We start from the raw sequence: 22,544 nt of genomic DNA, 5'->3' as shown, positions 1-22,544 counted from the left end.
ACGAAGCCGCGAACTCCGGTGCCAGGGACGCCCGGAGAGCCGTGCCAGGGACGCCCGGAGAGCGTGGAGCCTGCTCGGGGTACGCCGAGGGGACCGCTGCCCCCGAGGCAACGGTCCCATGCTCACGGCGTCGTGCGCGGGCTCAGAGCACCCGCACCGCACCGGTCGGCATGTCGTAGGAGAGCGGGCGCTCCACGATGCCGGTGGAGGGATTCTGCGCGCCGACGAACATGCCGTCGCCCACGTACACCGCCACGTGGTAGGCGCTGCCCGCGCTGCCCCAGTACAGGATGTCGCCGGCCTGAAGGTTGCTCAGGGACACCTGAGTACCGGCGGTCGACTGGTCCTGGGAGACGCGCGGCAGGCTGATGCCGACCTGCTTGAACGCGGCCCCGACGAGCCCGGAGCAGTCGTAGGCGCTGGGGCCGGTGGCGCCCAGGACATAGGACTTGCCGATCTGGGCCTTCACGAAGGCCACGACGGCCGCGGCCGAACCGGTCGCCGTCGACGAGGACGTGCTCGTGGAGGCGCTCGTGGTCGCAGCAGAGGCCAGGGTGGTCCTCTCGGCGCTGCGCGACGCGGCGCGGGCCGCAGCGTCCTTACGAGCGGTCTCCTGGGCCTTCTTCTTGGCCTCCGCCTTCTTCTTGGCGTCCGCGAGGTCCGCCTTGGCCTGCTTCGCGGCGTTTGCGGCCGCCGTGTCGCGCTCGGCCTGCAGCTGGTAGTTCGCCGCGGCCTGCTGCGTGGCCTCGGCGGACTGGGCGACCTGTGCGGACAGGTCGGCGGTCAGGGTGGGCAGTTGCAGGGTCTGCGTCGTCTCGGCAGCGTTGGCCGAGGCTGCACCAGCCGCCGCCATGCTGAGAACGCCACCGGCAACTCCGGCACGCACGGCGATGTTCGTCGTCGCGCTGCGGCGGGGTTTCCGGTGGCTGCGTATGTGAGCGGTGTGGGACATGAGACCAACCGGTATCAGGGACTCCTCCATACCTTCAAGAAACGTGTGCTGCGCCACAATTGTTCAACGGGGACCACGAACTTCGGGTGTGCCGTTCCTTATTGACGCCGTAACGGACATTGCGGACCTGCCCGATCAGGCCCGTGATCACGGGCTTTCGTCGTTACGCCCGAATTGCCGGACGACTACCACTGGTTGGGACAGGTGGCCAAGCCCGGTTCTCATGCGCCTCTCATGAGTGTGGCGCAGGTCACGGAACGGTTACCGGAATGCGAGCGTCTCGCGTGGGTACCGCCGACGGGTGACTTCGTGAACGTGTGCACGCGTCCACATCGCGCCGCGCGCCTCCCCCTGATGTGTGAATGGGCCTCCACTATCAAGCCGCCCCGTCCAACTCCAATTTGCATGCAAGGGAAGCCTCTTGATATTGAGACGCCCTTCCCGGCCTGCGATGACGAGCGGAAATGTCACCTCCGGTGATCATGCGGACGCTTCGCGTGCGAAGATCGCCGCCCGCTCGGCTTGATGATCCACCGTCAGGTGGTGGAGATCACAAAGCTTGTGTAATACCCCGTGTCGCAGATCACAGAGCGCCGGGCATAAGATGCGAGGCAGTTGGGCTTGTGACCTGCTTCACATGTTCGCGATCTTCGTTGGGACGAACGGGGTTTGAGCGGCGCGTGAGGCGGAAGCGGACCCGATGCCATCGCCAGCAGTCAGTGCCGACTGAGAGGAGCGAGGAGCGGTGAACGCGTATGCGCCCATCCTCGTACTGGGAGCCCTCGGGGCAGGCTTTGCGATCTTCTCCGTGGTCATGGCCACGCTGATCGGTCCGAAGCGGTACAACCGGGCCAAGCTCGAAGCGTACGAGTGCGGCATCGAGCCGACCCCCACGCCGGCCGGCGGCGGGCGCTTCCCCATCAAGTACTACCTGACGGCGATGCTCTTCATCGTCTTCGACATCGAGATCGTCTTCCTCTACCCCTGGGCCGTCACCTTCGACGCCCTGGGTGTTTTCGGGCTCGTGGAGATGTTGCTCTTCGTGCTCACCGTCTTCGTCGCGTACGCGTACGTATGGCGGCGCGGCGGCCTGGAATGGGACTGAGGGGCCTTAGACCATGGGACTCGAAGAAAAGCTGCCGAGCGGATTCCTGCTGACCACCGTCGAGCAGGCCGCGGGCTGGGTGCGCAAGGCATCCGTCTTCCCGGCCACGTTCGGCCTCGCCTGCTGCGCCATCGAGATGATGACGACGGGCGCCGGACGCTACGACCTGGCCCGCTTCGGCATGGAGGTCTTCCGCGGATCTCCCCGCCAGGCGGACCTGATGATCGTCGCGGGCCGGGTCAGCCAGAAGATGGCGCCGGTGCTGCGCCAGGTCTACGACCAGATGCCGAACCCCAAGTGGGTCATCTCCATGGGCGTCTGCGCCTCGTCGGGCGGCATGTTCAACAACTACGCGATCGTGCAGGGCGTCGACCACATCGTCCCGGTCGACATCTACCTCCCGGGCTGCCCGCCACGGCCCGAGATGCTGATGGACGCGATCCTCAAGCTCCACCAGAAGATCCAGTCCTCCAAGCTCGGCGTGAACGCCGAGGAGGCGGCCCGTGAGGCGGAGGAGGCGGCGCTCAAGGCACTGCCCACCATCGAGATGAAGGGCCTGCTGCGGTGAGCGACGCGAACGGCACCAACCCCGAGAAGGACCTCGCCGGGTCCAACCTCCCCGGCCAACGCGGGGACGGCGGTGAGGAGATCCGCGTCCAGCGCGGCATGTTCGGCGCCAACAACGGTGGTGACACGTCCGGTTACGGCGGCCTGGTCCGCTCGGTCCGCCTGCCGGGAGCCGCGAGCCGGCCCTACGGCGGCTGGTTCGACGAGGTCGCCGACGAGTTGGAGGGCGCCCTGGAGGAACAGGGCCTGCTGCCCGACAACGCGATCGAGAAGACGGTCGTCGACCGGGACGAACTCACCTTCCACATCGAACGCGAGCACCTGGTCCGCGTCGCCCAGACCCTGCGCGACGACCCGGCCCTGCGCTTCGAACTCTGCACCGGCGTCAGCGCGGTCCACTACCTGCACGACAAGGGCCGCGAGCTGCACGCCGTCTACCACCTGCGCTCGATCACCCACAACCGGCTGATCCGCCTCGAAGTCAGCGCCCCGGACAGCGATCCGCACATCCCGTCACTGGTCGCGGTCTATCCGACCAACGACTGGCACGAGCGCGAGACCTACGACTTCTTCGGCATCGTCTTCGACGGTCACCCGGCGCTGACGCGGATCATGATGCCGGACGACTGGCCGGGCCACCCGCAGCGCAAGGATTACCCCCTCGGCGGCATCGCCGTCGAGTACAAGGGCGCCCAGATCCCGGCTCCGGACCAGCGGAGGTCGTACTCGTGAGCACGCAGTCAGCATCCGCTTCGGCCGCCTCGGCGCGCGAGACCACCGAGGGGACCGTATATACGGTCACCGGTGGCGACTGGGACGAGGTCGTCCAGTCCGCGGCCCGGGCCGACGACGAGCGCATCGTCGTCAACATGGGGCCCCAGCACCCCTCCACACACGGTGTGCTCCGTCTGATCCTGGAGATCGACGGCGAGACGGTCACCGAGGCCCGCTGCGGCATCGGCTACCTCCACACCGGTATCGAGAAGAACCTCGAGTACCGGACGTGGACACAGGGCACCACGTTCGTGACGCGCATGGACTATCTGACGTCCTTCTTCAACGAGACCGCCTACTGTCTCGCCGTCGAGAAACTCCTCGGCGTCGAGGACCAGATCACCGAGCGGGCGAAGATCATCCGGGTGCTCCTGATGGAGCTGAACCGGCTCTCCTCCCACCTGGTGTGCATCGCCACCGGCGGCATGGAACTCGGCGCCACCACGATCATGATCTACGGATTCCGCGATCGTGAAATGATTCTCGACATCTACGAGCTCGTCACGGGCCTGCGGATGAACCACGCGTACATCCGCCCCGGCGGACTCGCCCAGGACCTGCCGCCCGGCGCGGTGGACCAGATCCGCGAGTTCGTGAAGAAGATGAAGAAGAACCTCCCGGAGTACGACAAGCTCGCCACCGGGAACCCCATCTTCAAGGCCCGTATGCAGGACGTCGGTTACCTCGACCTGGCCGGTTGCATGGCCCTCGGCGCCACCGGCCCGATCCTGCGCTCCACCGGTCTCCCGCACGACCTGCGCAAGGCGCAGCCCTACTGCGACTACGAGACCTACGACTTCGACATCCCGACCGCCGACACCTGCGACTCCTACGGCCGCTTCCTCATCCGGCTCGAGGAGATGCGCCAGTCGCTGCGGATCGTCGAGCAGTGCCTGGACCGGCTGCAGCCCGGCCCGGTCATGGTCGCCGACAAGAAGATCGCCTGGCCCGCCCAACTCGCGCTCGGGCCGGACGGGTTGGGCAACTCGCTCGACCACATCAAGCAGATCATGGGCACCTCCATGGAGGCCCTGATCCACCACTTCAAGCTGGTGACCGAAGGCTTCCGCGTGCCGCCGGGACAGGCGTACGCGGCGGTCGAGTCGCCCAAGGGTGAACTCGGGGTGCACGCCGTGTCCGACGGAGGCACCCGCCCCTACCGGGTCCACTTCAGGGACCCGTCCTTCACCAACCTTCAGGCCATGGCGGCGATGTGCGAGGGCGGCCAGGTCGCCGACGTCATCGTCGCCGTCGCGTCCATCGATCCCGTGATGGGAGGCGTCGACCGGTGACCACCAGTTCTTCGGAGCAGGGCGTCAGTCTGGGCATGCCCCAACTGCCCGCGCCCGCCTACCCGGACGACGTCCGGGCCCGGCTGGAGGCCGACGGGCGGGAGATCATCGCCCGCTACCCGGACTCCCGCTCGGCCCTCCTGCCGCTGCTGCACCTCGTGCAGGCGGAGGAAGGCCATGTCACGCGCACCGGGCAGCAGTTCTGCGCGGATCTGCTGGAGCTGACGACGGCGGAGGTCGCCGCCGTGGCGACCTTCTACTCGATGTACCGGCGTCGGCCCAGCGGCGACTACCAGGTCGGCGTCTGCACCAACACGTTGTGCGCGGTGATGGGCGGCGACGCCATCTTCGAGTCCCTCCAGGAGCACCTGGGCGTCGGCAACGGTGAGACCACCGGCGACGGCAAGGTCACCCTGGAGCACATCGAGTGCAACGCGGCCTGCGACTTCGCGCCGGTGGTGATGGTGAACTGGGAGTTCTTCGACAACCAGACCCCCGCCAGCGCCCGTCGCCTCGTCGACGACCTGCGCTCGGGCGCACCCGTGGAGCCCACGCGCGGGGCGCCGATGTGCACCTTCAAGGAGACCGCGCGGATCCTCGCCGGCTTCCCCGACGAGCGGCCCGGGGCCGTCGGGGCGAGCGGCGGTGCGGGACCCGCGTCGCTGGTGGGCCTCCGCCTGGCCAGGGGAGAGACCGCACCCGCGCGCGTGGTCCATCCGCGGGGCTCCGGTGCTCCGCAGGACGAGCCGCCGACCGAGCACCTCAGTTCGCACGATGCGCCGCAGGACACGTCGGCCTCCGACCCCGCCCACCCGGCGGGGCCTGTCGCCGAGGAGGGGGAGTGATGACCTTGGCACCCGAACTGAAAGACCACAGCCCCGAGAAGCTGCTCGCACCCGTGCTGTCGGCCTTCTGGGACGAGGACGAGTCCTGGACTCTGGACACGTACCGAAGGCACGAGGGATACGAGGGGCTCCGCAAGGCGCTCGCCATGTCGCCGGACGACCTCATCGCGTATGTGAAGGACTCCGGTCTGCGCGGTCGCGGTGGCGCCGGCTTCCCCACCGGAATGAAATGGCAATTCATTCCTCAAGGGGATGGAAAACCGCACTATCTAGTTGTCAACGCCGACGAGTCGGAGCCCGGGACCTGTAAGGACATCCCGCTCCTCTTCGCGAACCCGCACAGCCTCATCGAGGGCATTGTCATCGCGTGCTATGCCATCAGGTCTTCGCATGCCTTCATCTATCTGCGTGGTGAAGTCGTCCCCGTATTGCGGCGGTTGCACGAGGCCGTGCGCGAGGCCTACGCGGAGGGCTTCCTCGGCGAGAACATCCTGGGCAGCGGACTCGACCTCCAGCTCACCGTGCACGCGGGTGCGGGCGCGTACATCTGCGGTGAGGAGACCGCACTGCTCGACTCGCTCGAAGGCCGCCGTGGTCAACCGCGGCTCCGTCCCCCTTTCCCTGCGGTCGCGGGCCTCTATGCGTGCCCGACTGTGGTGAATAACGTCGAGTCGATCGCGTCAGTTCCCGCCATTCTGCAAAAAGGCAAGGAATGGTTCAGGTCGATGGGCAGCGAGAAGTCTCCGGGCTTCACGCTCTACTCGCTCAGCGGCCATGTCACCAGTCCCGGTCAGTACGAGGCGCCGCTCGGCATCACACTGCGCCAACTGCTCGACATGAGCGGCGGCATGCGGGCCGGGCATCGCCTCAAGTTCTGGACGCCGGGCGGGTCTTCCACGCCGATGTTCACCGACGAGCACCTCGACGTCCCTCTTGATTACGAAGGAGTGGGTGCCGCGGGTTCCATGCTCGGCACCAAGGCTCTGCAATGTTTCGACGAGACGACCTGCGTCGTGCGTGCCGTCACCCGCTGGACCGAGTTCTACGCCCACGAGTCCTGCGGCAAGTGCACACCGTGCCGTGAAGGGACGTACTGGCTCGTGCAGTTGCTGCGCGACATCGAGGCCGGCAAGGGCGCCATGGCCGACCTCGACAAGCTGAACGACATCGCCGACAACATCAACGGCAAGTCCTTCTGCGCCCTCGGCGACGGCGCCGCCTCGCCGATCTTCTCCTCGCTCAAGTACTTCCGCGAGGAGTACGAGCAGCACATCACGGGCCGGGGCTGCCCCTTCGACCCGGCCAAGTCCACGGCCTGGGCCGACCGCACGGAGGTGAACGCATGACGGTGACCACGAGCGCTCCCTCCGGTGGGGGAGAGGCGGCGGTCCCGCCGGAAGATCTCGTCTCGCTGACCATCGACGGCGCCGAGATCAGCGTGCCCAAGGGCACCCTGGTCATCCGCGCCGCCGAGCAACTCGGCATCGAGATCCCCCGGTTCTGCGACCATCCTCTCCTCGACCCGGTCGGCGCCTGCCGTCAGTGCATCGTCGAGGTCGAGGGCCAGCGCAAACCGATGGCGTCCTGCACGATCACGTGCACGGACGGCATGGTCGTCAAGACCCAGCTCAGCTCGCCCGTGGCCGAGAAGGCCCAGCACGGTGTGATGGAACTGCTCCTCATCAACCACCCGCTGGACTGCCCGGTCTGCGACAAGGGCGGCGAATGCCCCCTGCAGAACCAGGCCATGTCGCACGGCAACGCCGAGTCCCGCTTCGAGGGCAGGAAGCGGACCTACGAGAAGCCGCTCCCGATCTCCACCCAGGTGCTGCTCGACCGCGAACGGTGCGTGCTGTGCGCCCGCTGCACCCGCTTCTCCAACCAGATCGCGGGCGACCCGATGATCGAGCTGCTGGAGCGGGGCGCGCTGCAACAGGTCGGCACCGGTGAGGGCGACCCCTTCGAGTCGTACTTCTCCGGGAACACCATCCAGATCTGCCCGGTGGGCGCGCTCACCTCGGCGGCGTACCGATTCCGCTCCCGCCCCTTCGACCTGGTCTCCACGCCCTCCGTGTGCGAGCACTGCTCCGGGGGCTGCGCGACCCGCACCGACCACCGGCGCGGCAAGGTCATGCGGCGCCTGGCCGCCGTCGACCCCGAGGTCAACGAGGAGTGGATCTGCGACAAGGGGCGCTTCGGCTTCCGGTACGCGCAGCAGCGCGACCGGCTGCAGACGCCCCTGGTGCGCAACGCGGACGGCGTCCTGGAGCCCGCGTCCTGGCCGGAGGCCCTGGAGGCCGCCGCGCAGGGCCTGTCGGCCGCGCGGGGCCGCACCGGTGTCCTCACCGGCGGCCGGCTCACCATCGAGGACGCCTACGCGTACAGCAAGTTCGCGCGCGTGGCGCTCGACACGAACGACATCGACTTCCGCGCGCGCGTGCACAGCAGCGAGGAGGCCGACTTCCTGGCCGCCCGGGTCGCCGGACGCGGCCGGGACCTCGACGGCGGCGGTGTCACGTACACCTCCCTGGAGAAGGCCCCCGTCGTTCTGCTGGTCGGGTTCGAGTCCGAGGAGGAGGCGCCCGGCGTCTTCCTTCGGCTGCGGAAGGCCTCGCGCACGCACGGGCAGCGGGTGTTCTCGCTCGCCACCCACGCCACGCGCGGCCTGGAGAAGGCGGGCGGCACCCTGCTGCCGGCCGCTCCCGGCACCGAGACCGAGTGGCTGGACGCGCTCGCCAGCGGGTTCGGCCTGGAGGACGACGGTGCCCGCGCCTCCGAGGCGCTGCGCACCGAGGGCGCGGTGATCGTCGTAGGCGAGCGGCTGGCCGCCGTCGCCGGGGGGCTCACCGCCGCCGTACGGGCCGCGTTCGCGACCGGTGCCCGGCTGGTGTGGATTCCGCGCCGGGCCGGGGAACGGGGCGCGATCGAGGCGGGTGCGCTGCCGTCGCTGCTGCCGGGCGGACGTCCGGCCACCGACCCGCGCGCGCGTGAGGAGGTTGCCGTCGCCTGGGGCGTCGCCGAACTCCCGCACCGCTACGGGCGCGACGCCGGCCAGATCGTCGAGGCCGCCGCCGGTGGTGAACTCCGGGCGCTGCTCGTCGCCGGTGTGGAGGCGGGCGATCTGCCCGACCCGGCACGCACGCGTGCGGCACTTCACGAAGTGGGCTTCCTGGTGTCGCTCGAACTGCGGCCCAGCGAGGTCACCGAACACGCCGACGTCGTCCTTCCGGTCGCGGCGGTCGCCGAGAAGGCGGGCGCCTTCCTCAACTGGGAGGGCCGGGTCCGCTTCTTCGACGCCGCGCTCAAGCCCGACCAGATGACCCGCACCCTCGCGCCCACCGACGCGCGCGTGCTGCACATGCTGGCCGACGCCATGGACGTCCACCTGGGACTGCCCGATCTGCGCACCACGCGCGCGGAGTTGGACCGGCTGGGTGCCTGGGACGGGCCGCGGGCCTCCGATCCGCTGGAGACCGCGGGCGTGCTGCCCCGGCCGGCCGCCGGGGAGGCCGTGCTCGCCGGGCACCGGCTGCTGCTCGACCAGGGCGCGCTCCAGGAGGGCGACGACGCACTCGCCGGTACCCGGCACGCCGCCCACGCGCGCGTGTCGGCCGCCACGGCCGCAGAGGCGGGCGTCAAGAACGGCGACGCCCTGGCCGTGACCGGCACGTCCGGCACCGTCGAACTCCCGCTGCGGATCACGGAGATGCCCGACCGGGTGGTCTGGCTCCCGCTGAACTCCACCGGCGGGGGCGTCGCCTCCGACACCGGGGCGCTGCCCGGCGCACTCGTCCGCATCGGCCCGGCCACGCTCGCGGGCGAGGCCCCCAAGGAGGTGGAGGCATGAGCCCGTACCCGTACCTCGCTGCCGAAGACCTCTCCATGTTCGGCCGCGACCCCTGGTGGCTGGTCGTCGTCAAGGCGGTGTTCTGCTTCGCCTTCCTGATGATCACCGTGCTGTTCTCGATCGTCTGGGAGCGCAAGGTCGTCGCCTGGATGCAGTTGCGCATCGGCCCCAACCGGCACGGCCCCTGGGGCATGCTCCAGTCGCTCGCCGACGGCGTGAAGCTGATGCTCAAGGAAGACCTGATCGTCAAGCGCGCGGACAAGGTGGTCTACATCCTCGCGCCGATCATCGCGGCCATCCCGGCCTTCATGGCGATCGCGGTGATCCCCTTCGGGCCCGCCGACAACGAGGTGTCGATCTTCGGCCACCGCACCACGATGCAGCTCACCGACCTGCCGATCGCGATGCTCTACATCCTCGCGGTCGCCTCGGTCGGCATCTACGGCATCGTCCTGGCGGGCTGGAGCTCCGGCTCCACCTATCCGCTCCTCGGCGGCCTGCGCTCCTGCGCGCAGATGATCTCCTACGAGATCGCGATGGGCGCAGCGTTCGCCTCGGTGTTCCTCTACTCCGGGTCGATGTCGACGTCGACGATCGTTGAACAACAGCACGACCGCTGGTACATCATCCTGCTGCCGGTCTCCTTCATCATCTACATCATCACGATGGTCGGCGAGACCAACCGTGCCCCCTTCGACATGCCCGAGTCCGAGGGCGACCTGGTCGGCGGCTTCAACACCGAGTACTCGTCCATCAAGTTCGCGCTCTTCATGCTCGCCGAGTACGTGAACATGGTGACGGTCTCCGCGGTGTCGACCACGCTCTTCCTGGGCGGCTGGCGGGCCCCGTGGCCGATCAGCTCCTTCTGGGAGGGCGCGAACCACGGCTGGTGGCCGATGCTCTGGTTCGTCGTCAAGGTCCAGTTGCTGCTCTTCTTCTTCATCTGGCTGCGCGGCACGCTCCCGCGCGTGCGCTACGACCAGTTGATGAAGCTCGGCTGGAAGGTCCTCATCCCGGTCTCCGTGGTCTGGCTGATGCTCGTCGCGACCGTGCGGACCCTCAAGAACGAGAACTACGACTTCGCCGACATCGCCCTCTACATCGGCGGCGGTGTGCTCGTCCTGCTGTTGCTGTCCTTCATCGCGGACATGTTCCGCCAGAAGGCGAACGAGGACGCGCGACCGGTCGAGGAACCCGCCGGGTTCGACGCGATGGCGGGCGGATTCCCCGTACCGCCGCTGCCGGGACAGGAGTTGCCGCCGGTGCCGCGGCGCCCCTCGCGCCGCGAGCGGGAGTTGATTGTCAGTGGTGGGTCGGACACTGGCAGTGACGGATCTCTGGATGGAAAGGAGGCGTCCGATGGCTGAGGAGCCAAAGGAGACCGGGCAGACGAAGCCTGGCTTCCAGAACCCCGTGGCCGGCTTCGGCGTGACCTTCAAGGCCATGTTCAAGAAGCGGCTGACCGAGCAGTACCCGGAGCAGCAGAAGACCACAGCCCCCCGGTTCCACGGACGGCACCAGCTCAACCGCCATCCGGACGGCCTGGAGAAGTGCGTCGGCTGCGAGCTGTGCGCCTGGGCCTGCCCCGCCGACGCCATCTATGTGGAGGGCGCCGACAACACCGACGAGGAGCGCTACTCGCCGGGCGAGCGGTACGGCCGCGTCTACCAGATCAACTACGCCCGCTGCATCCTGTGCGGCCTGTGCATCGAGGCGTGCCCCACGCGCGCGTTGACGATGACCAACGAGTTCGAGCTGGCCGACAGCAGCCGCGCCAACCTGATCTACACCAAGGAACAGCTGCTGGCCGGCCTCGACGACACCATGGTCGACAGCCCGCACGCCATCTACCCGGGGATGACCGAACAGGACTATTACCGGGGCCTGGTGACGGAGGCCGCGCCCGGCACGGTGCCCCAAGTCGCCGTCTCCAAGGGCGAGAAGCCCAAGAGCGATAAGCCCAAGAGCGATAAGCCCGAGGAAGAGGGGGTGGAGGCATGAGCGCGCAGTTCGCCGCCGCCTACTCCACCTCCACCGGCGAGGCCTTCCAGTTCTGGATCCTCGGCACGGTCGCGGTGATCGGCGCCCTGTCCACCGTCCTCATGAAGAGGGCCGTGCACAGCGCCCTCTCCCTCGCCGGGACCATGATCATCCTGGCGGTGTTCTACCTCGCCAACGGCGCCTACTTCCTGGGCGTCGTACAGATCGTCGTCTACACCGGCGCGATCATGATGCTGTTCCTCTTCGTGGTGATGCTGGTCGGCGTCACGGCCGCCGACTCCCTGACGGAGACCATCAAGGGCCAGCGCTGGCTGGCCCTTCTCTGTGGGCTCGGCTTCGGCATCCTGCTCTTCGCGGGCATCGGCAACGCCTCGATCAACCAGTTCGACGGCCTGGGCACGGCGAACGCGAACGGCAACGTGGAGGGCCTGGCCGCCCTCATCTTCACGAAGTACGTGTTCGCCTTCGAGATCACCGGCGCCCTGCTGATCACGGCCGCCGTCGGCGCCATGGTGCTCACCCACCGCGAGCGCGCCGAGCGGCCCAAGACCCAGCGAGAGCTGTCCGAACAGCGCGTCCGCGAGGGCAAGCACGTCCCGCCGCTCCCGGCCCCCGGCGTCTACGCCCGGCACAACGCGGTGGACGTCCAGGGCCTGCTGCCCGACGGCACCCCCTCCGAGCTCACGGTCAGCAAGACGCTCCGTGACCGCGGCCAGATCCGTGACGTGTCCAGCGAGGCGCTGGGCGATCTGCGGGCCCTGGAGCAGCGCGCCGAGGAGCGCCTGGAGCGGACCCCGATCGAGCCCGCGAACCTCAAGCGGACCGAGGAGGCGTCGAAGTGAACCCCGTCAACTACCTCTATCTCTCCGCCCTGTTGTTCACGATCGGCGCCACCGGCGTGTTGATCAGGCGGAACGCGATCGTCGTGTTCATGTGCGTCGAGCTGATGCTCAACGCCTGCAACCTCGCGTTCGTCACCTTCTCCCGGATGCACGGCAATCTCGACGGTCAGGTCATCGCCTTCTTCACGATGGTCGTCGCCGCCGCGGAGGTCGTGGTCGGGCTCGCGATCATCGTGTCGCTGTTCCGTTCCCGCCACTCGGCCTCGGTCGACGACGCCAGCCTGATGAAGCTCTGAGGGGTCGCTGAATCGTGGAGAACCTGATTGCGCTGCTGGTAGCGGCGCCTCTGCTCGGAGCGGTCGTCCTGCTGTGCGGCGGCCGGCGGCTCGATGCCGTCGGCCACTGGATCGGCACGCTCCTGTCGTCCGCCTCCTTCGTGATCGGTGTCGTCCTCTTCACCGACCTGCTGGGGAAGAACGCCGAGCACCGGACGCTCATGCAGCACCTGTGGACCTGGGTCCCCGTCGAGGGCTTCCAGGCGGACGTCACCTTCCGCCTCGACCAGCTGTCGATGACCTTCGTCCTGCTGATCACCGGTGTCGGCTCGCTCATCCACCTGTACTCGGTCGGGTACATGGAGCACGACGAGCGCCGCCGCCGCTTCTTCGGCTATCTGAACCTGTTCCTCGCGGCGATGCTGATCCTCGTCCTCGCCGACAACTACCTGCTTCTGTACGTCGGTTGGGAGGGCGTCGGTCTCGCCTCCTACCTGCTGATCGGCTTCTGGCAGCACAAGCCCAGCGCGGCCACCGCCGCGAAGAAGGCCTTCCTGGTCAACCGGGTCGGCGACATGGGCCTGTCGATCGCCATCATGCTGATGTTCACCACGTTCGGGACCTTCGCCTTCGGGCCGGTCCTCAGCCACGTCGGTGACGCCTCCGAGGGCAAGCTCACCGGCATCGCCCTGATGCTGCTGCTCGCCGCCTGCGGCAAGTCCGCCCAGGTACCGCTCCAGTCCTGGCTCGGCGACGCGATGGAGGGCCCGACCCCGGTCTCGGCCCTCATCCACGCGGCGACCATGGTGACCGCGGGCGTGTACCTGATCGTCCGCTCCGGAGCGATCTTCAACGCGGCGCCCGACGCACAACTCGTCGTCACCGTGGTCGGCGCCGTCACGCTCCTGTTCGGTGCGATCGTCGGTTGCGCGAAGGACGACATCAAGAAGGCCCTCGCCGGCTCGACGATGTCGCAGATCGGCTACATGGTGCTCGCCGCGGGCCTCGGCCCCATCGGCTACGTCTTCGCGATCATGCACCTGGTGACGCACGGCTTCTTCAAGGCCGGGCTCTTCCTCGGCGCCGGTTCGGTCATGCACGGCATGAACGACGAGGTCGACATGAGGAAGTACGGCGGCCTCAGGAAGTACATGCCGGTCACCTTCATCACCTTCGGCCTCGGCTACCTCGCCATCATCGGCTTCCCGGGCCTGTCCGGCTTCTTCTCCAAGGACAAGATCATCGAGGCGGCCTTCGCCAAGGGCGGCACCGAGGGCTGGATCCTCGGCGGCGCGGCCCTGCTGGGCGCGGCCATCACGGCGTACTACATGACGCGCGTGATGCTGATGACCTTCTTCGGCGAGAAGCGCTGGCAGCCCGACGAGAACGGCAACGAACCGCACCCGCACGAGTCCCCGAAGACGATGACGATCCCGATGATCGTGCTGGCCTTCGGATCGGTCTTCGCCGGCGGCATCTTCGGCATCGGCGACCGCTTCCTGCACTGGCTGGAGCCCATCACCGGCCACGAGGAGGGCAACTCCCCGGTCAGCGCCCTGACGGTCACCCTGGCCACCATGGTCGTCCTCGTCATCGGCGTCGGGATCGCCTACGCGCAGTACGGGCGCCGTACCGTCCCGGCCGTCGCCCCGCGCGGCTCGCTGCTCACCCGGGCCGCCCGCCGCGACCTCCTCCAGGACGACTTCAACCACGTCGTCCTGGTGCGCGGCGGCGAGCACCTCACCCGCTCCTTGGTCTACGTCGACCACACCCTGGTCGACGGCGTCGTCAACGGCACGGCGGCCTCCATGGGCGGCCTCTCCGGAAGGCTGCGCAAGCTGCAGAACGGCTACGCGCGGTCGTACGCGGTCTCGATGTTCGGCGGTGCGGCCATCCTCGTCGCCGCGACCCTGCTGATGAGGGCGGTCTGATACCGATGTCCTTTCCCCTCCTGACAGCGACGGCGGCGCTCCCGGCCCTCGGGGCGGTGGCCACGGCCGCCGTCCCGGCCGCCCGGCGCACCGCCGCGAAATGGCTGGCGCTGCTCGTCTCGCTGGCCACGCTCGCGCTGGGCATCACCATCCTGGTGCGCTTCGACCCGGGCGGCGACCGCTACCAACTCACCGAGTCCCACGCCTGGATCGCCGACTTCGGGGTCCGCTACGAGCTGGGTGTGGACGGCATCGCGGTCGCGCTCATCGGGCTCACCGCGCTGCTGATCCCGTTCGTCATCCTGGCCGGCTGGCACGACGCCGACCCCCTGGAGACCGGCAGCAAGCGCTGGCGGCCCACCCAGGGCTTCTTCGCCCTCATCCTTGCGGTGGAGGCGATGGTGATCATCTCCTTCGAGGCCACCGACGTCTTCCTCTTCTACATCTTCTTCGAAGCCATGCTGATCCCGATGTACTTCCTCATCGGCGGCTTCGGCGACCGGGCCCACGAGCACGGCGACGAGGCGGCGGCCACCCAACGGTCGTACGCGGCGGTCAAGTTCCTGCTCTACAACCTGGTCGGCGGGCTCATCATGCTGGCGGCCGTGATCGGCCTCTACGTAGTGGCCGGGAACTTCTCGCTCGCGGAGATCGCGCAGGCGCGGGCCAACGGCACACTGCACATGGCGACCAACACCGAACGCTGGCTGTTCCTGGGCTTCTTCTTCGCCTTCGCGGTGAAGGCGCCCCTGTGGCCGCTGCACACCTGGCTGCCGAACGCGATGGGCGAGGCCACCGCGCCGGTCGCCGTACTGATCACGGCAGTTGTCGACAAGGTCGGCACCTTCGCGATGCTCCGCTTCTGCCTCCAGCTGTTCCCGAACGCGAGCAAGTGGGCGACGCCCGTCATCCTCGTCCTCGCCGTGATCAGCATCATCTACGGCGCGCTGCTCGCCGTCGGGCAGCGGGACATCAAGCGGCTGGTGGCATACGCGTCGATCTCGCACTTCGGGTTCATCGTCCTGGGCATCTTCGCGATGACCAGCCAGGGCCAGTCCGGCGCGACGCTCTACATGGTCAACCACGGTATTTCCACGGCCGCGTTGATGCTGGTCGCCGGCTTCCTGATCTCGCGGCGCGGCTCGCGTCTGATCGCCGACTACGGAGGGGTGCAGAAAGTCGCCCCGGTGCTCGCCGGCACCTTCCTGATCGGCGGTCTGGCCACGCTCTCGCTGCCGGGACTCGCGCCGTTCGTGAGCGAGTTCCTGGTCCTGGTGGGCACGTTCTCGCGCTACCCGGCCATCGGGATCATCGCCACCTTCGGCATCGTCCTGGCCGCGCTGTACACCCTCGTCCTCTACCAGCGGACGATGACCGGCCCGGTGAAGCCCGAGGTCGCCTCGATGCCGGACCTGCGACCGCGTGAACTCCTGGTCGTCGCCCCGCTGATCGTGCTGCTGGTCTTCCTGGGCGTCTACCCGAAGCCGATCACGGACATCGTGAACCCGGCGGTCAAGCAGACCATGTCCGACGTACACAAGAAGGATCCCAAGCCCTCGGTGGAGGCGGCCAAGTGAGCGCAACAGCCGTCCACAGCCTGTGGACAACGGCGGCGACCGCGGACTCGATCTCGAAGATCCCCACGCCGAAGATCGAGTACGGGCAATTGTCGCCCACCTTGATCATCCTCGGCGCGGCGCTCATCGGGGTGCTGGTCGAAGCGTTCGTCCCGCGCAAGTCCCGTTACTACGCCCAGGTGTTCGTGTCCGTCGTGGCGCTCTGTGCCGCCTTCGCGGCGGTCCTGGCGCTCGCGGCGGACGGGTACGGCACCACCAAGGCGCACATCGCGGCCATGGGCGCGATCGCCGTCGACGGACCGTCCCTGTTCCTCCAGGGCGTGATCCTGCTCTCCGGACTGGTCGGCCTGTTCACCTTCGCCGAGCGGCGCCTCGACCCCGAGGCGCACGGCAACCGGGTCGACTCCTTCGCCGCGCAGGGCGCGTCCGTGCCCGGCAGCGACAGCGAGAAGGCCGCGGTCAAGGCCGGGTTCACCACCACGGAGGTGTTCCCGCTCCTGCTCTTCGCGGTCGCCGGCATGCTCGTCTTCCCGTCCGCCAACGACCTGTTGACCCTGTTCGTGGCCCTGGAAGTCTTCTCGCTCCCGCTCTACCTCCTGTGCGCCCTGGCCCGCCGCAAGCGGCTCCTCTCGCAGGAGGCGGCGGTCAAGTACTTCCTCCTGGGCGCCTTCGCCTCCGCGTTCACCCTGTTCGGCATCGCGCTGCTCTACGGCTACGCGGGCTCGATGTCGTACTCCACGATCGCGCAGGTCGTCGACGGCTCCATCACGAACGTCAACCCGGCCCTCGCGGACACCATGGGCAACGACGCGCTGCTGCTCATCGGCGGCGCGATGATCGTCATGGGGCTGCTGTTCAAGGTGGGCGCGGTGCCGTTCCACATGTGGACGCCCGACGTCTACCAGGGTGCGCCGACCCCGGTCACCGGCTTCATGGCCGCCGCGACCAAGGTGGCCGCCTTCGGAGCGCTGCTCCGGCTGCTCTACGTCGTGCTGCCGGGCCTGCGCTGGGACTGGCGGCCCGTCATGTGGGGCGTCGCGATCATCACGATGCTGGGCGGCGCGATCGTCGCGATCACCCAGACCGACATCAAGCGGCTGCTGGCGTACTCGTCGATCGCGCACGCGGGATTCATCCTCGCGGGTGTCATCGCGACCACCCGGGACGGCGTCTCGTCCGTGCTCTTCTACCTGGGCGCGTACTCGTTCGTGACGATCGGCGCCTTCGCGGTCGTCACGCTCGTACGGGACGCGGGCGGCGAGGCGACGCACCTGTCGAAGTGGGCGGGGCTCGGGCGCAGGTCGCCCCTGGTCGCGGCCGTCTTCGCGGTGTTCCTGCTGTCCTTCGCGGGCATTCCGCTGACGGCCGGTTTCGCCGGGAAGTTCGCCGTGTTCAAGGCGGCGGCGGCCGGTGGCGCGGCCCCGCTGGTCGTGGTCGGTGTGCTCTCCTCCGCCATCGCGGCGTTCTTCTACATCCGCGTGATCGTGCTCATGTTCTTCAGCGAGCCGAGGCCCGACGGTCCCACCGTCGCGGTCCCGTCCCCGCTGACCATGGCGACGATCGGGGTGGCCGTGGCGGCCACGCTCGTCCTCGGCGTGGCCCCGCAGTACTTCCTGCATCTGGCCAACCAGGCCGGCGTGTTCGTGCGCTGAGCGCAGGCCGAAGGCCCCGGTTCCCTTCGAGGGAGCCGGGGCCTTCGCATGTGTGCGGTCAGACCGTGGGGCAGACGACCTCGGGATTCCATGCGGCGAACAGGCCCGCCGAGTTGGGCTTGTAGAGCCAGGCGTGCAGGGTGAAGTAGCCGGGGAGCTGGTTCTTCTGGAAGGTCTGCCCGAACAGCGTCGGCGCGGCCTGACCCGCGTCCTTCACGACCCACTCCACCGCGACCAGCTTGCGCGGGCCGCCGCTGGACGTGCCCGTGTACTCGTTCGTGAACCCGTCCGCGTACACCAGGGCCGCCGGCTTCTGCGGATCGACCGAGTCGATGTTCGCCGGGTTGACGTAGTGGTAGCCCATGCCGCCCTCGGCCTGGTCGGCGACACAGGTGTCGGTGCGTGCGTAGCCGCCGCCCGGGGCGAACGCCTCGTACCCGTACTTCGAGGTGGCCTGGTACGTCTTGCTGAGCGTGGTCCAGACGGACGGGTCGGGGTCGTCGGACGCGGCGTGGGCCGGGGCGGCGGTCAGCGCGAAGGCGGCGGCGGTTGCCACCGCGAGGGCGGTCCGAGAGGACATGGTGGGGCTCCTTGGACTTTCGGGAGGCGTCCACACGTGCGGCGCCGTCCGTTCGAGGGCATGGCGGGCCTCCGCGGTCCCGCCCGAGCAGCATGTTCCGGCCGTATCGGTCGTGCCATGCGACGGGAGCCATTCGAATGACCGCACCCGGTCACCGTCACCAGCCTGTGGATAACTCCGACGCTGTCAGCGCGGACGCCTATCGTGGACGCAGTGGTCGAGGGACGACGTACGGGGGACGAGCGATGCACGGGATGGGCGGGACGGTTGTGACGACCGAAGTACGGACGCCGGCGGCACAGAGCGAGAGCGAGGCGCTGGCCACGCTCCACCGGGTCTTCGGCTACGACAGCTTCCGCGGCGAGCAGGAAGAGGTCATCGAGCATGTGGTGGCGGGCGGCGACGCCGTCGTCCTCATGCCGACCGGCGGCGGCAAGTCCCTGTGCTACCAGATTCCCTCCCTGGTCAGACCCGGTACGGGAGTCGTCGTCTCCCCGCTGATCGCGCTCATGCAGGACCAGGTGGACGCGCTGCGGGCGCTCGGGGTGCGCGCCGGGTTCATGAACTCGACGCAGGACTTCGACGAGCGGCGCGTGGTCGAGGCGGAGTTCCTCGCCGGCGAGCTGGACCTGATCTATCTCGCGCCGGAGCGGCTGCGGCTCGACGCCACGCTGAACCTGCTCTCGCGCGGCAAGATCTCGGTGTTCGCGATCGACGAGGCGCACTGCGTGTCCTCGTGGGGCCACGACTTCCGCCCCGACTACCTGTCCCTCTCCGTGCTCGGCGAGCGCTGGCCCGACGTCCCGCGGATCGCGCTCACGGCGACGGCCACGGACGCGACGCACAAGGAGATCACCCAGCGGCTGACCATGCCGAGCGCCCGGCATTTCGTGGCGAGCTTCGACCGGCCCAACATCCAGTACCGGATCGTGCCGAAGGCCGACCCCAAGAAGCAGTTGCTGAGCTTCCTGCGCGAGGAGCACGCGGGCGACGCGGGCATCGTGTACTGCCTGTCACGCAAGTCCGTCGACACGACCGCCGAGTTCCTGTCGCGCAACGGCATCGAGGCGGTGCCGTACCACGCGGGCCTGGACTCGGGCACGCGCGCGGCGCACCAGTCACGGTTCCTGCGCGAGGACGGACTGGTCGTCGTCGCGACCATCGCCTTCGGCATGGGCATCGACAAGCCGGACGTACGGTTCGTCGCCCACCTCGACCTGCCGAAGTCGGTGGAGGGCTACTACCAGGAGACGGGGCGTGCGGGGCGTGACGGAGCGCCCTCCACGGCGTGGATGGCGTACGGCCTGAACGACGTCATACAGCAGCGCAAGATGATCCAGTCCAGCGAGGGTGACGAGGCGTTCCGCCGCCGGGCCGCCGCCCACCTGGAGGCGATGCTCGCGCTGTGCGAGACGGCGCAGTGCAGGCGTGGCCAACTGCTCGCCTACTTCGGCCAGGACCCGCAGGCGGCGGGCTGCGGCAACTGCGACACGTGCCTCACCCCGCCGGAGACCTGGGACGGCACGGTCGCCGCGCAGAAGGTGCTGTCGACGGTGGTGCGGTTGCAGCGGGAGCGGGGGCAGAAGTTCGGCGCGGTGCAGATCGTCGACATCCTCATGGGGCGCCGCACCGCCAAGGTGATCCAGTTCGACCATGACCAGTTGTCCGTGTTCGGCATCGGTGAGGATCTCGCCGAGGGTGAATGGCGGGGTGTCGTACGGCAGTTGCTGGCGCAGGGGCTGCTCGCGGTCGAGGGGGAGTACGGCACGCTGGTGCTCACCGAGGCGAGCGGCACGGTCTTGCGGCGCGAGCGGGAGGTGCCGTTGCGCAAGGAGCCGAAGAAGCCGGCGGCCTCGCGGTCGGGGTCGTCGTCCTCGGGCCGGGGTGAGCGCAAGGCGAAGGCCGCGGCGGTGGAGTTGCCCGCGTCCTTGCAGCCCGCCTTCGAGGCCCTGCGCGCCTGGCGTGCGGAGCAGGCCCGTGAGCAGGGGGTTCCGGCGTACGTCATCTTCCACGACGCCACGCTCCGGGAGATCGCGACGGTGTGGCCCACGTCGGTGGGGCAGCTGGGCGAGATCAGCGGGGTCGGCGAGAAGAAGCTGGCGACGTACGGGGAGGGTGTGATCGGGGTACTGGCGGGGCTGGGCGCGGCACCGATGCCTCCGGCTGGGGCAGGGGGTTCCGCACAGGTGCCGGCAACCGCGTCGGGTCGGGCGGCGAAGGACGTTGATCCCGGGGCGGACTACTGGCCGGAGATGGACGAGGAGCCGGAGCCGGAGGATTGGATGTAGGGGTGGTCGGGACCGGGGTGTAGGGGCACGGGGAGGGACCGGGACCGGGTGTAGGTGGCTCGGTACGGCGCTTGGCCCAGGGCGGTAAGTCGGGGCCCGGGGCGGTAAGGCCGGGGCCGAGGGTGGGGAGCCGGTACGGCCCTGGGCCAGGGACCGTGCATCCCGGGACCTTTGGCTCAGGTGTCTCAGCCGGGGCCTTCAGACCGGGGCTGTAAGCCCGGGAGCTTCGGTTCGGGGTGTTTGCCCTGGCCTTCGCCCAGGGGCGTCAGCTCCGTGACTCTTGCCTCAAGGCCTCTCAGTCCGGGGAGTCAGTTTGGGTTCGTCAGCCCAGGGCCGTGACCTCAAGGCCTTCAGACCGGGGCTGTGGGCCCGGGAGTTCAGGCCGGGGTGTCTGCCGCGGCCTTCGCCCAGGGGCGTCAGCTCCGTGACCCGTGCCCCCAGGCCTCTCAGTCCGGGGAGTCAGTCCAGGCTCCTCAGCCCAGGGCCGTGAGCTCAAGGCCCTCAGCCCGGGGGCTTCAGTCCGGGGTGTCTACCGTGGCCTTCGCCCAGGGCCGTCAGCTCCGGGACCCTTGCCCCAGGGTCCCTCAGCCCGGGGAGCCAGCCCAGGCTCCTCAGCCCGAGGCCGCGAACCCGATCCCCCTCAGTCCAAGCCCGTCGGCCCAGCCTCCTCAGCCCAAGGTGGTGAGTCCAGCCTCCTCAGTTCAAGGCCGCGAGCCCAGGGCCGTGAGCCCAAGCCTCTCAGCCCAAGTTCCTAAGCCAAGGCCGCGAGCCCAAGCCCCTCAGCCCAAGGCCGTGAGCCCCGGTGCGAACACGATCAGCAAGGGCAGCAGGGGGACCAGGGTCGCCACCGTTGTTGTCAGGGCTCGGCGTCGGCGGCCCAGTCGTGGGCGGGGGTCCAGGAGGCGGTCCACTCGTTCGCCGAGGAGGCGGTGGCTGGAGGCGCAGGAGAGGACGCCTCGGTGGTTGTTCAGTTCGATGAGGGCCAGGGCCGTGGTGAGGTGGCCGCACTGCCGGGAGGCGGTGTCGTCCGCGGCCAGCTCGACCAGGCGGTGGGTCTGGTCGCAGAAGTGGGCGAATACGGGGACGCGGGGGAAACCCGAGGCCAGCGCGGTCGACAGGTGCAGCAGCCAGTCGTGGTGGGCGCGGGCGTGACCGCGCTCATGGGTGAGGACCGCGTCGAGCTGGTGGCCGGTGAGGCGGTGCAGGGCGCCTGTGGTGACGACGAGTTGGGGCGGGTGGCCGGGCATCCACCAGGCGTCCGGGTACTCGTCCTCCAGGACCAGGAGGGGGCCGCGCGCCGGGGGCAGGCCGGCCGGCAGGTCGGGGGCGCGCTCGCGCAGATGCGCGCGGGCCTGGCCGCGACGGCGGCGGGCCTCGGCGAGTTCGCGCGCGAGCATCGTCGTCGTCCAGGCGGCCCCGCACGCCAGTGACAGCGTGAGGGCGACCGCCCAGACGGGGGCGGCGGAGAGGTCGTAGGCCGCGGTGACGGCGGGTGGAGCGGGGGCGAAGACATGATCGCGGACGGTGTGAAAGACGGCGGCGGCGCCGAGGACCAGAGCGGCCAGGCAGCAGAGCAGGACCGTGGCGACCAGGCACTGCCACACCCACAGGCCGACCACGGGTTCCCGTTCGGGCCACACGGCCCGGGTCAGCGCGCGCGGAGCCGGAACGGCGGCCGAGAGGGCGACGACGCTCAGCAGGAGCAGGCAGACGGTCATGCCACGGGCTCCGGATCCTGGTCGGCGGGAGGAACAACGGCGGGTGCTGGTGCGGGTGCTGCTTTGCCCGAGGGCGGGGAGGGCGGGGATGCGGCTTGTGTGCCGTCCGCCGTCAGTATGACCGCACGGGCGGCCGACGTCAGGTGTACGGCGAGCACCGGATCCACCTCACCGGCCGCGCTGCTCGCCTCACTTCCGTATCACGACCCACCTCGTCGGCCGCGCCCCATCTCATTCCCGCCCCACGACCCACCTCGTCGGCCACGCGCCGTCCTACTCCCGGCCCACGATCCGTCCG

Annotated in this window: 18 protein-coding genes; 15 read left to right on the top strand and 3 right to left on the bottom strand. The window is 69.0% G+C overall.

Annotated features, from left to right (window positions below; genetic code table 11):
• Positions 1-142 precede the first annotated feature (142 nt).
• The gene (locus JHN63_RS13255) at positions 143-952 is read right to left on the bottom strand and encodes a C40 family peptidase (protein WP_200679968.1); all 810 of its coding nucleotides are present in this window, start codon (positions 950-952) and stop codon (positions 143-145) included.
• Positions 953-1,697: 745 nt separating this feature from the next.
• On the opposite strand from JHN63_RS13255, the gene JHN63_RS13250 reads away from it, so the two are divergent.
• The 14 genes from JHN63_RS13250 to nuoN are packed head-to-tail and all read left to right on the top strand — an operon-like array spanning position 1,698 to position 17,660.
• The gene (locus JHN63_RS13250; RefSeq protein ID WP_007383963.1) at positions 1,698-2,057 is read left to right on the top strand and encodes an NADH-quinone oxidoreductase subunit A; all 360 of its coding nucleotides are present in this window, start codon (positions 1,698-1,700) and stop codon (positions 2,055-2,057) included.
• Between the two features lie 13 nt (positions 2,058-2,070).
• Positions 2,071-2,625: an NADH-quinone oxidoreductase subunit B family protein gene (locus JHN63_RS13245; RefSeq protein ID WP_007383964.1), complete on the top strand. Its 555-nt coding sequence runs from the start codon at positions 2,071-2,073 to the stop codon at positions 2,623-2,625.
• Positions 2,622-3,356, top strand: coding sequence for an NADH-quinone oxidoreductase subunit C (locus JHN63_RS13240; protein ID WP_200679966.1), 735 nt, complete (start codon positions 2,622-2,624; stop codon positions 3,354-3,356). The genes JHN63_RS13245 and JHN63_RS13240 overlap by 4 nt, the downstream gene beginning before the upstream one ends.
• Positions 3,353-4,690: an NADH-quinone oxidoreductase subunit D gene (locus JHN63_RS13235; protein ID WP_200679964.1), complete on the top strand. Its 1,338-nt coding sequence runs from the start codon at positions 3,353-3,355 to the stop codon at positions 4,688-4,690. The genes JHN63_RS13240 and JHN63_RS13235 overlap by 4 nt, the downstream gene beginning before the upstream one ends.
• Positions 4,687-5,535: an NADH-quinone oxidoreductase subunit NuoE gene (gene nuoE, locus JHN63_RS13230; protein WP_200679963.1), complete on the top strand. Its 849-nt coding sequence runs from the start codon at positions 4,687-4,689 to the stop codon at positions 5,533-5,535. Before JHN63_RS13235 ends, nuoE begins: the two co-directional genes overlap by 4 nt.
• The gene (nuoF, locus tag JHN63_RS13225; RefSeq protein ID WP_234476526.1) at positions 5,535-6,881 is read left to right on the top strand and encodes an NADH-quinone oxidoreductase subunit NuoF; all 1,347 of its coding nucleotides are present in this window, start codon (positions 5,535-5,537) and stop codon (positions 6,879-6,881) included. Before nuoE ends, nuoF begins: the two co-directional genes overlap by 1 nt.
• Entirely contained in the window at positions 6,878-9,382 is a 2,505-nt protein-coding gene (locus JHN63_RS13220; protein WP_200679959.1) for an NADH-quinone oxidoreductase subunit G, read from the top strand. The genes nuoF and JHN63_RS13220 overlap by 4 nt, the downstream gene beginning before the upstream one ends.
• Positions 9,379-10,749, top strand: coding sequence for an NADH-quinone oxidoreductase subunit NuoH (gene nuoH / locus JHN63_RS13215; RefSeq protein WP_200679957.1), 1,371 nt, complete (start codon positions 9,379-9,381; stop codon positions 10,747-10,749). Before JHN63_RS13220 ends, nuoH begins: the two co-directional genes overlap by 4 nt.
• Positions 10,742-11,383 carry an NADH-quinone oxidoreductase subunit NuoI gene (nuoI, locus tag JHN63_RS13210; protein WP_200679955.1) on the top strand — a complete coding sequence of 214 codons (642 nt, stop codon included), beginning with the start codon at positions 10,742-10,744 and terminating at the stop codon, positions 11,381-11,383. The genes nuoH and nuoI overlap by 8 nt, the downstream gene beginning before the upstream one ends.
• A complete protein-coding gene (locus JHN63_RS13205) occupies positions 11,380-12,225 on the top strand; it encodes an NADH-quinone oxidoreductase subunit J (RefSeq protein WP_200679953.1) in 846 nt (281 codons plus the stop codon). Before nuoI ends, JHN63_RS13205 begins: the two co-directional genes overlap by 4 nt.
• Positions 12,222-12,521, top strand: a complete 300-nt coding sequence (gene nuoK, locus JHN63_RS13200) for an NADH-quinone oxidoreductase subunit NuoK (RefSeq protein ID WP_019074282.1) — start codon at positions 12,222-12,224, stop codon at positions 12,519-12,521. The genes JHN63_RS13205 and nuoK overlap by 4 nt, the downstream gene beginning before the upstream one ends.
• Positions 12,522-12,535: 14 nt before the next feature.
• Entirely contained in the window at positions 12,536-14,431 is a 1,896-nt protein-coding gene (gene nuoL, locus JHN63_RS13195; RefSeq protein WP_200679951.1) for an NADH-quinone oxidoreductase subunit L, read from the top strand.
• Between the two features lie 5 nt (positions 14,432-14,436).
• Complete coding sequence (locus JHN63_RS13190) at positions 14,437-16,008, top strand: NADH-quinone oxidoreductase subunit M (RefSeq protein ID WP_200679949.1); 1,572 nt, start codon at positions 14,437-14,439, stop codon at positions 16,006-16,008.
• Positions 16,005-17,660, top strand: coding sequence for an NADH-quinone oxidoreductase subunit NuoN (nuoN, locus tag JHN63_RS13185; protein WP_200679948.1), 1,656 nt, complete (start codon positions 16,005-16,007; stop codon positions 17,658-17,660). The genes JHN63_RS13190 and nuoN overlap by 4 nt, the downstream gene beginning before the upstream one ends.
• A gap of 58 nt (positions 17,661-17,718) precedes the next feature.
• Here nuoN and JHN63_RS13180 read toward each other — a convergent pair whose 3' ends face one another.
• Positions 17,719-18,240: a hypothetical protein gene (locus JHN63_RS13180; RefSeq protein ID WP_200679946.1), complete on the bottom strand. Its 522-nt coding sequence runs from the start codon at positions 18,238-18,240 to the stop codon at positions 17,719-17,721.
• Positions 18,241-18,494: 254 nt separating this feature from the next.
• On the opposite strand from JHN63_RS13180, the gene recQ reads away from it, so the two are divergent.
• Positions 18,495-20,528, top strand: a complete 2,034-nt coding sequence (gene recQ / locus JHN63_RS13175) for a DNA helicase RecQ (RefSeq protein ID WP_200679938.1) — start codon at positions 18,495-18,497, stop codon at positions 20,526-20,528.
• Between the two features lie 779 nt (positions 20,529-21,307).
• Here recQ and JHN63_RS13170 read toward each other — a convergent pair.
• Positions 21,308-22,246, bottom strand: coding sequence for a M56 family metallopeptidase (locus JHN63_RS13170; RefSeq protein WP_200679936.1), 939 nt, complete (start codon positions 22,244-22,246; stop codon positions 21,308-21,310).
• Between the last annotated feature and the right edge of the window lie 298 nt (positions 22,247-22,544).

This window comes from Streptomyces sp. MBT65 (assembly GCF_016612545.1).
GTDB lineage: Bacteria > Actinomycetota > Actinomycetes > Streptomycetales > Streptomycetaceae > Streptomyces.
The sequence above is the reverse complement of the archived record's forward strand: the minus strand, read 5'-3'. Positions and strand labels throughout refer to the sequence as shown.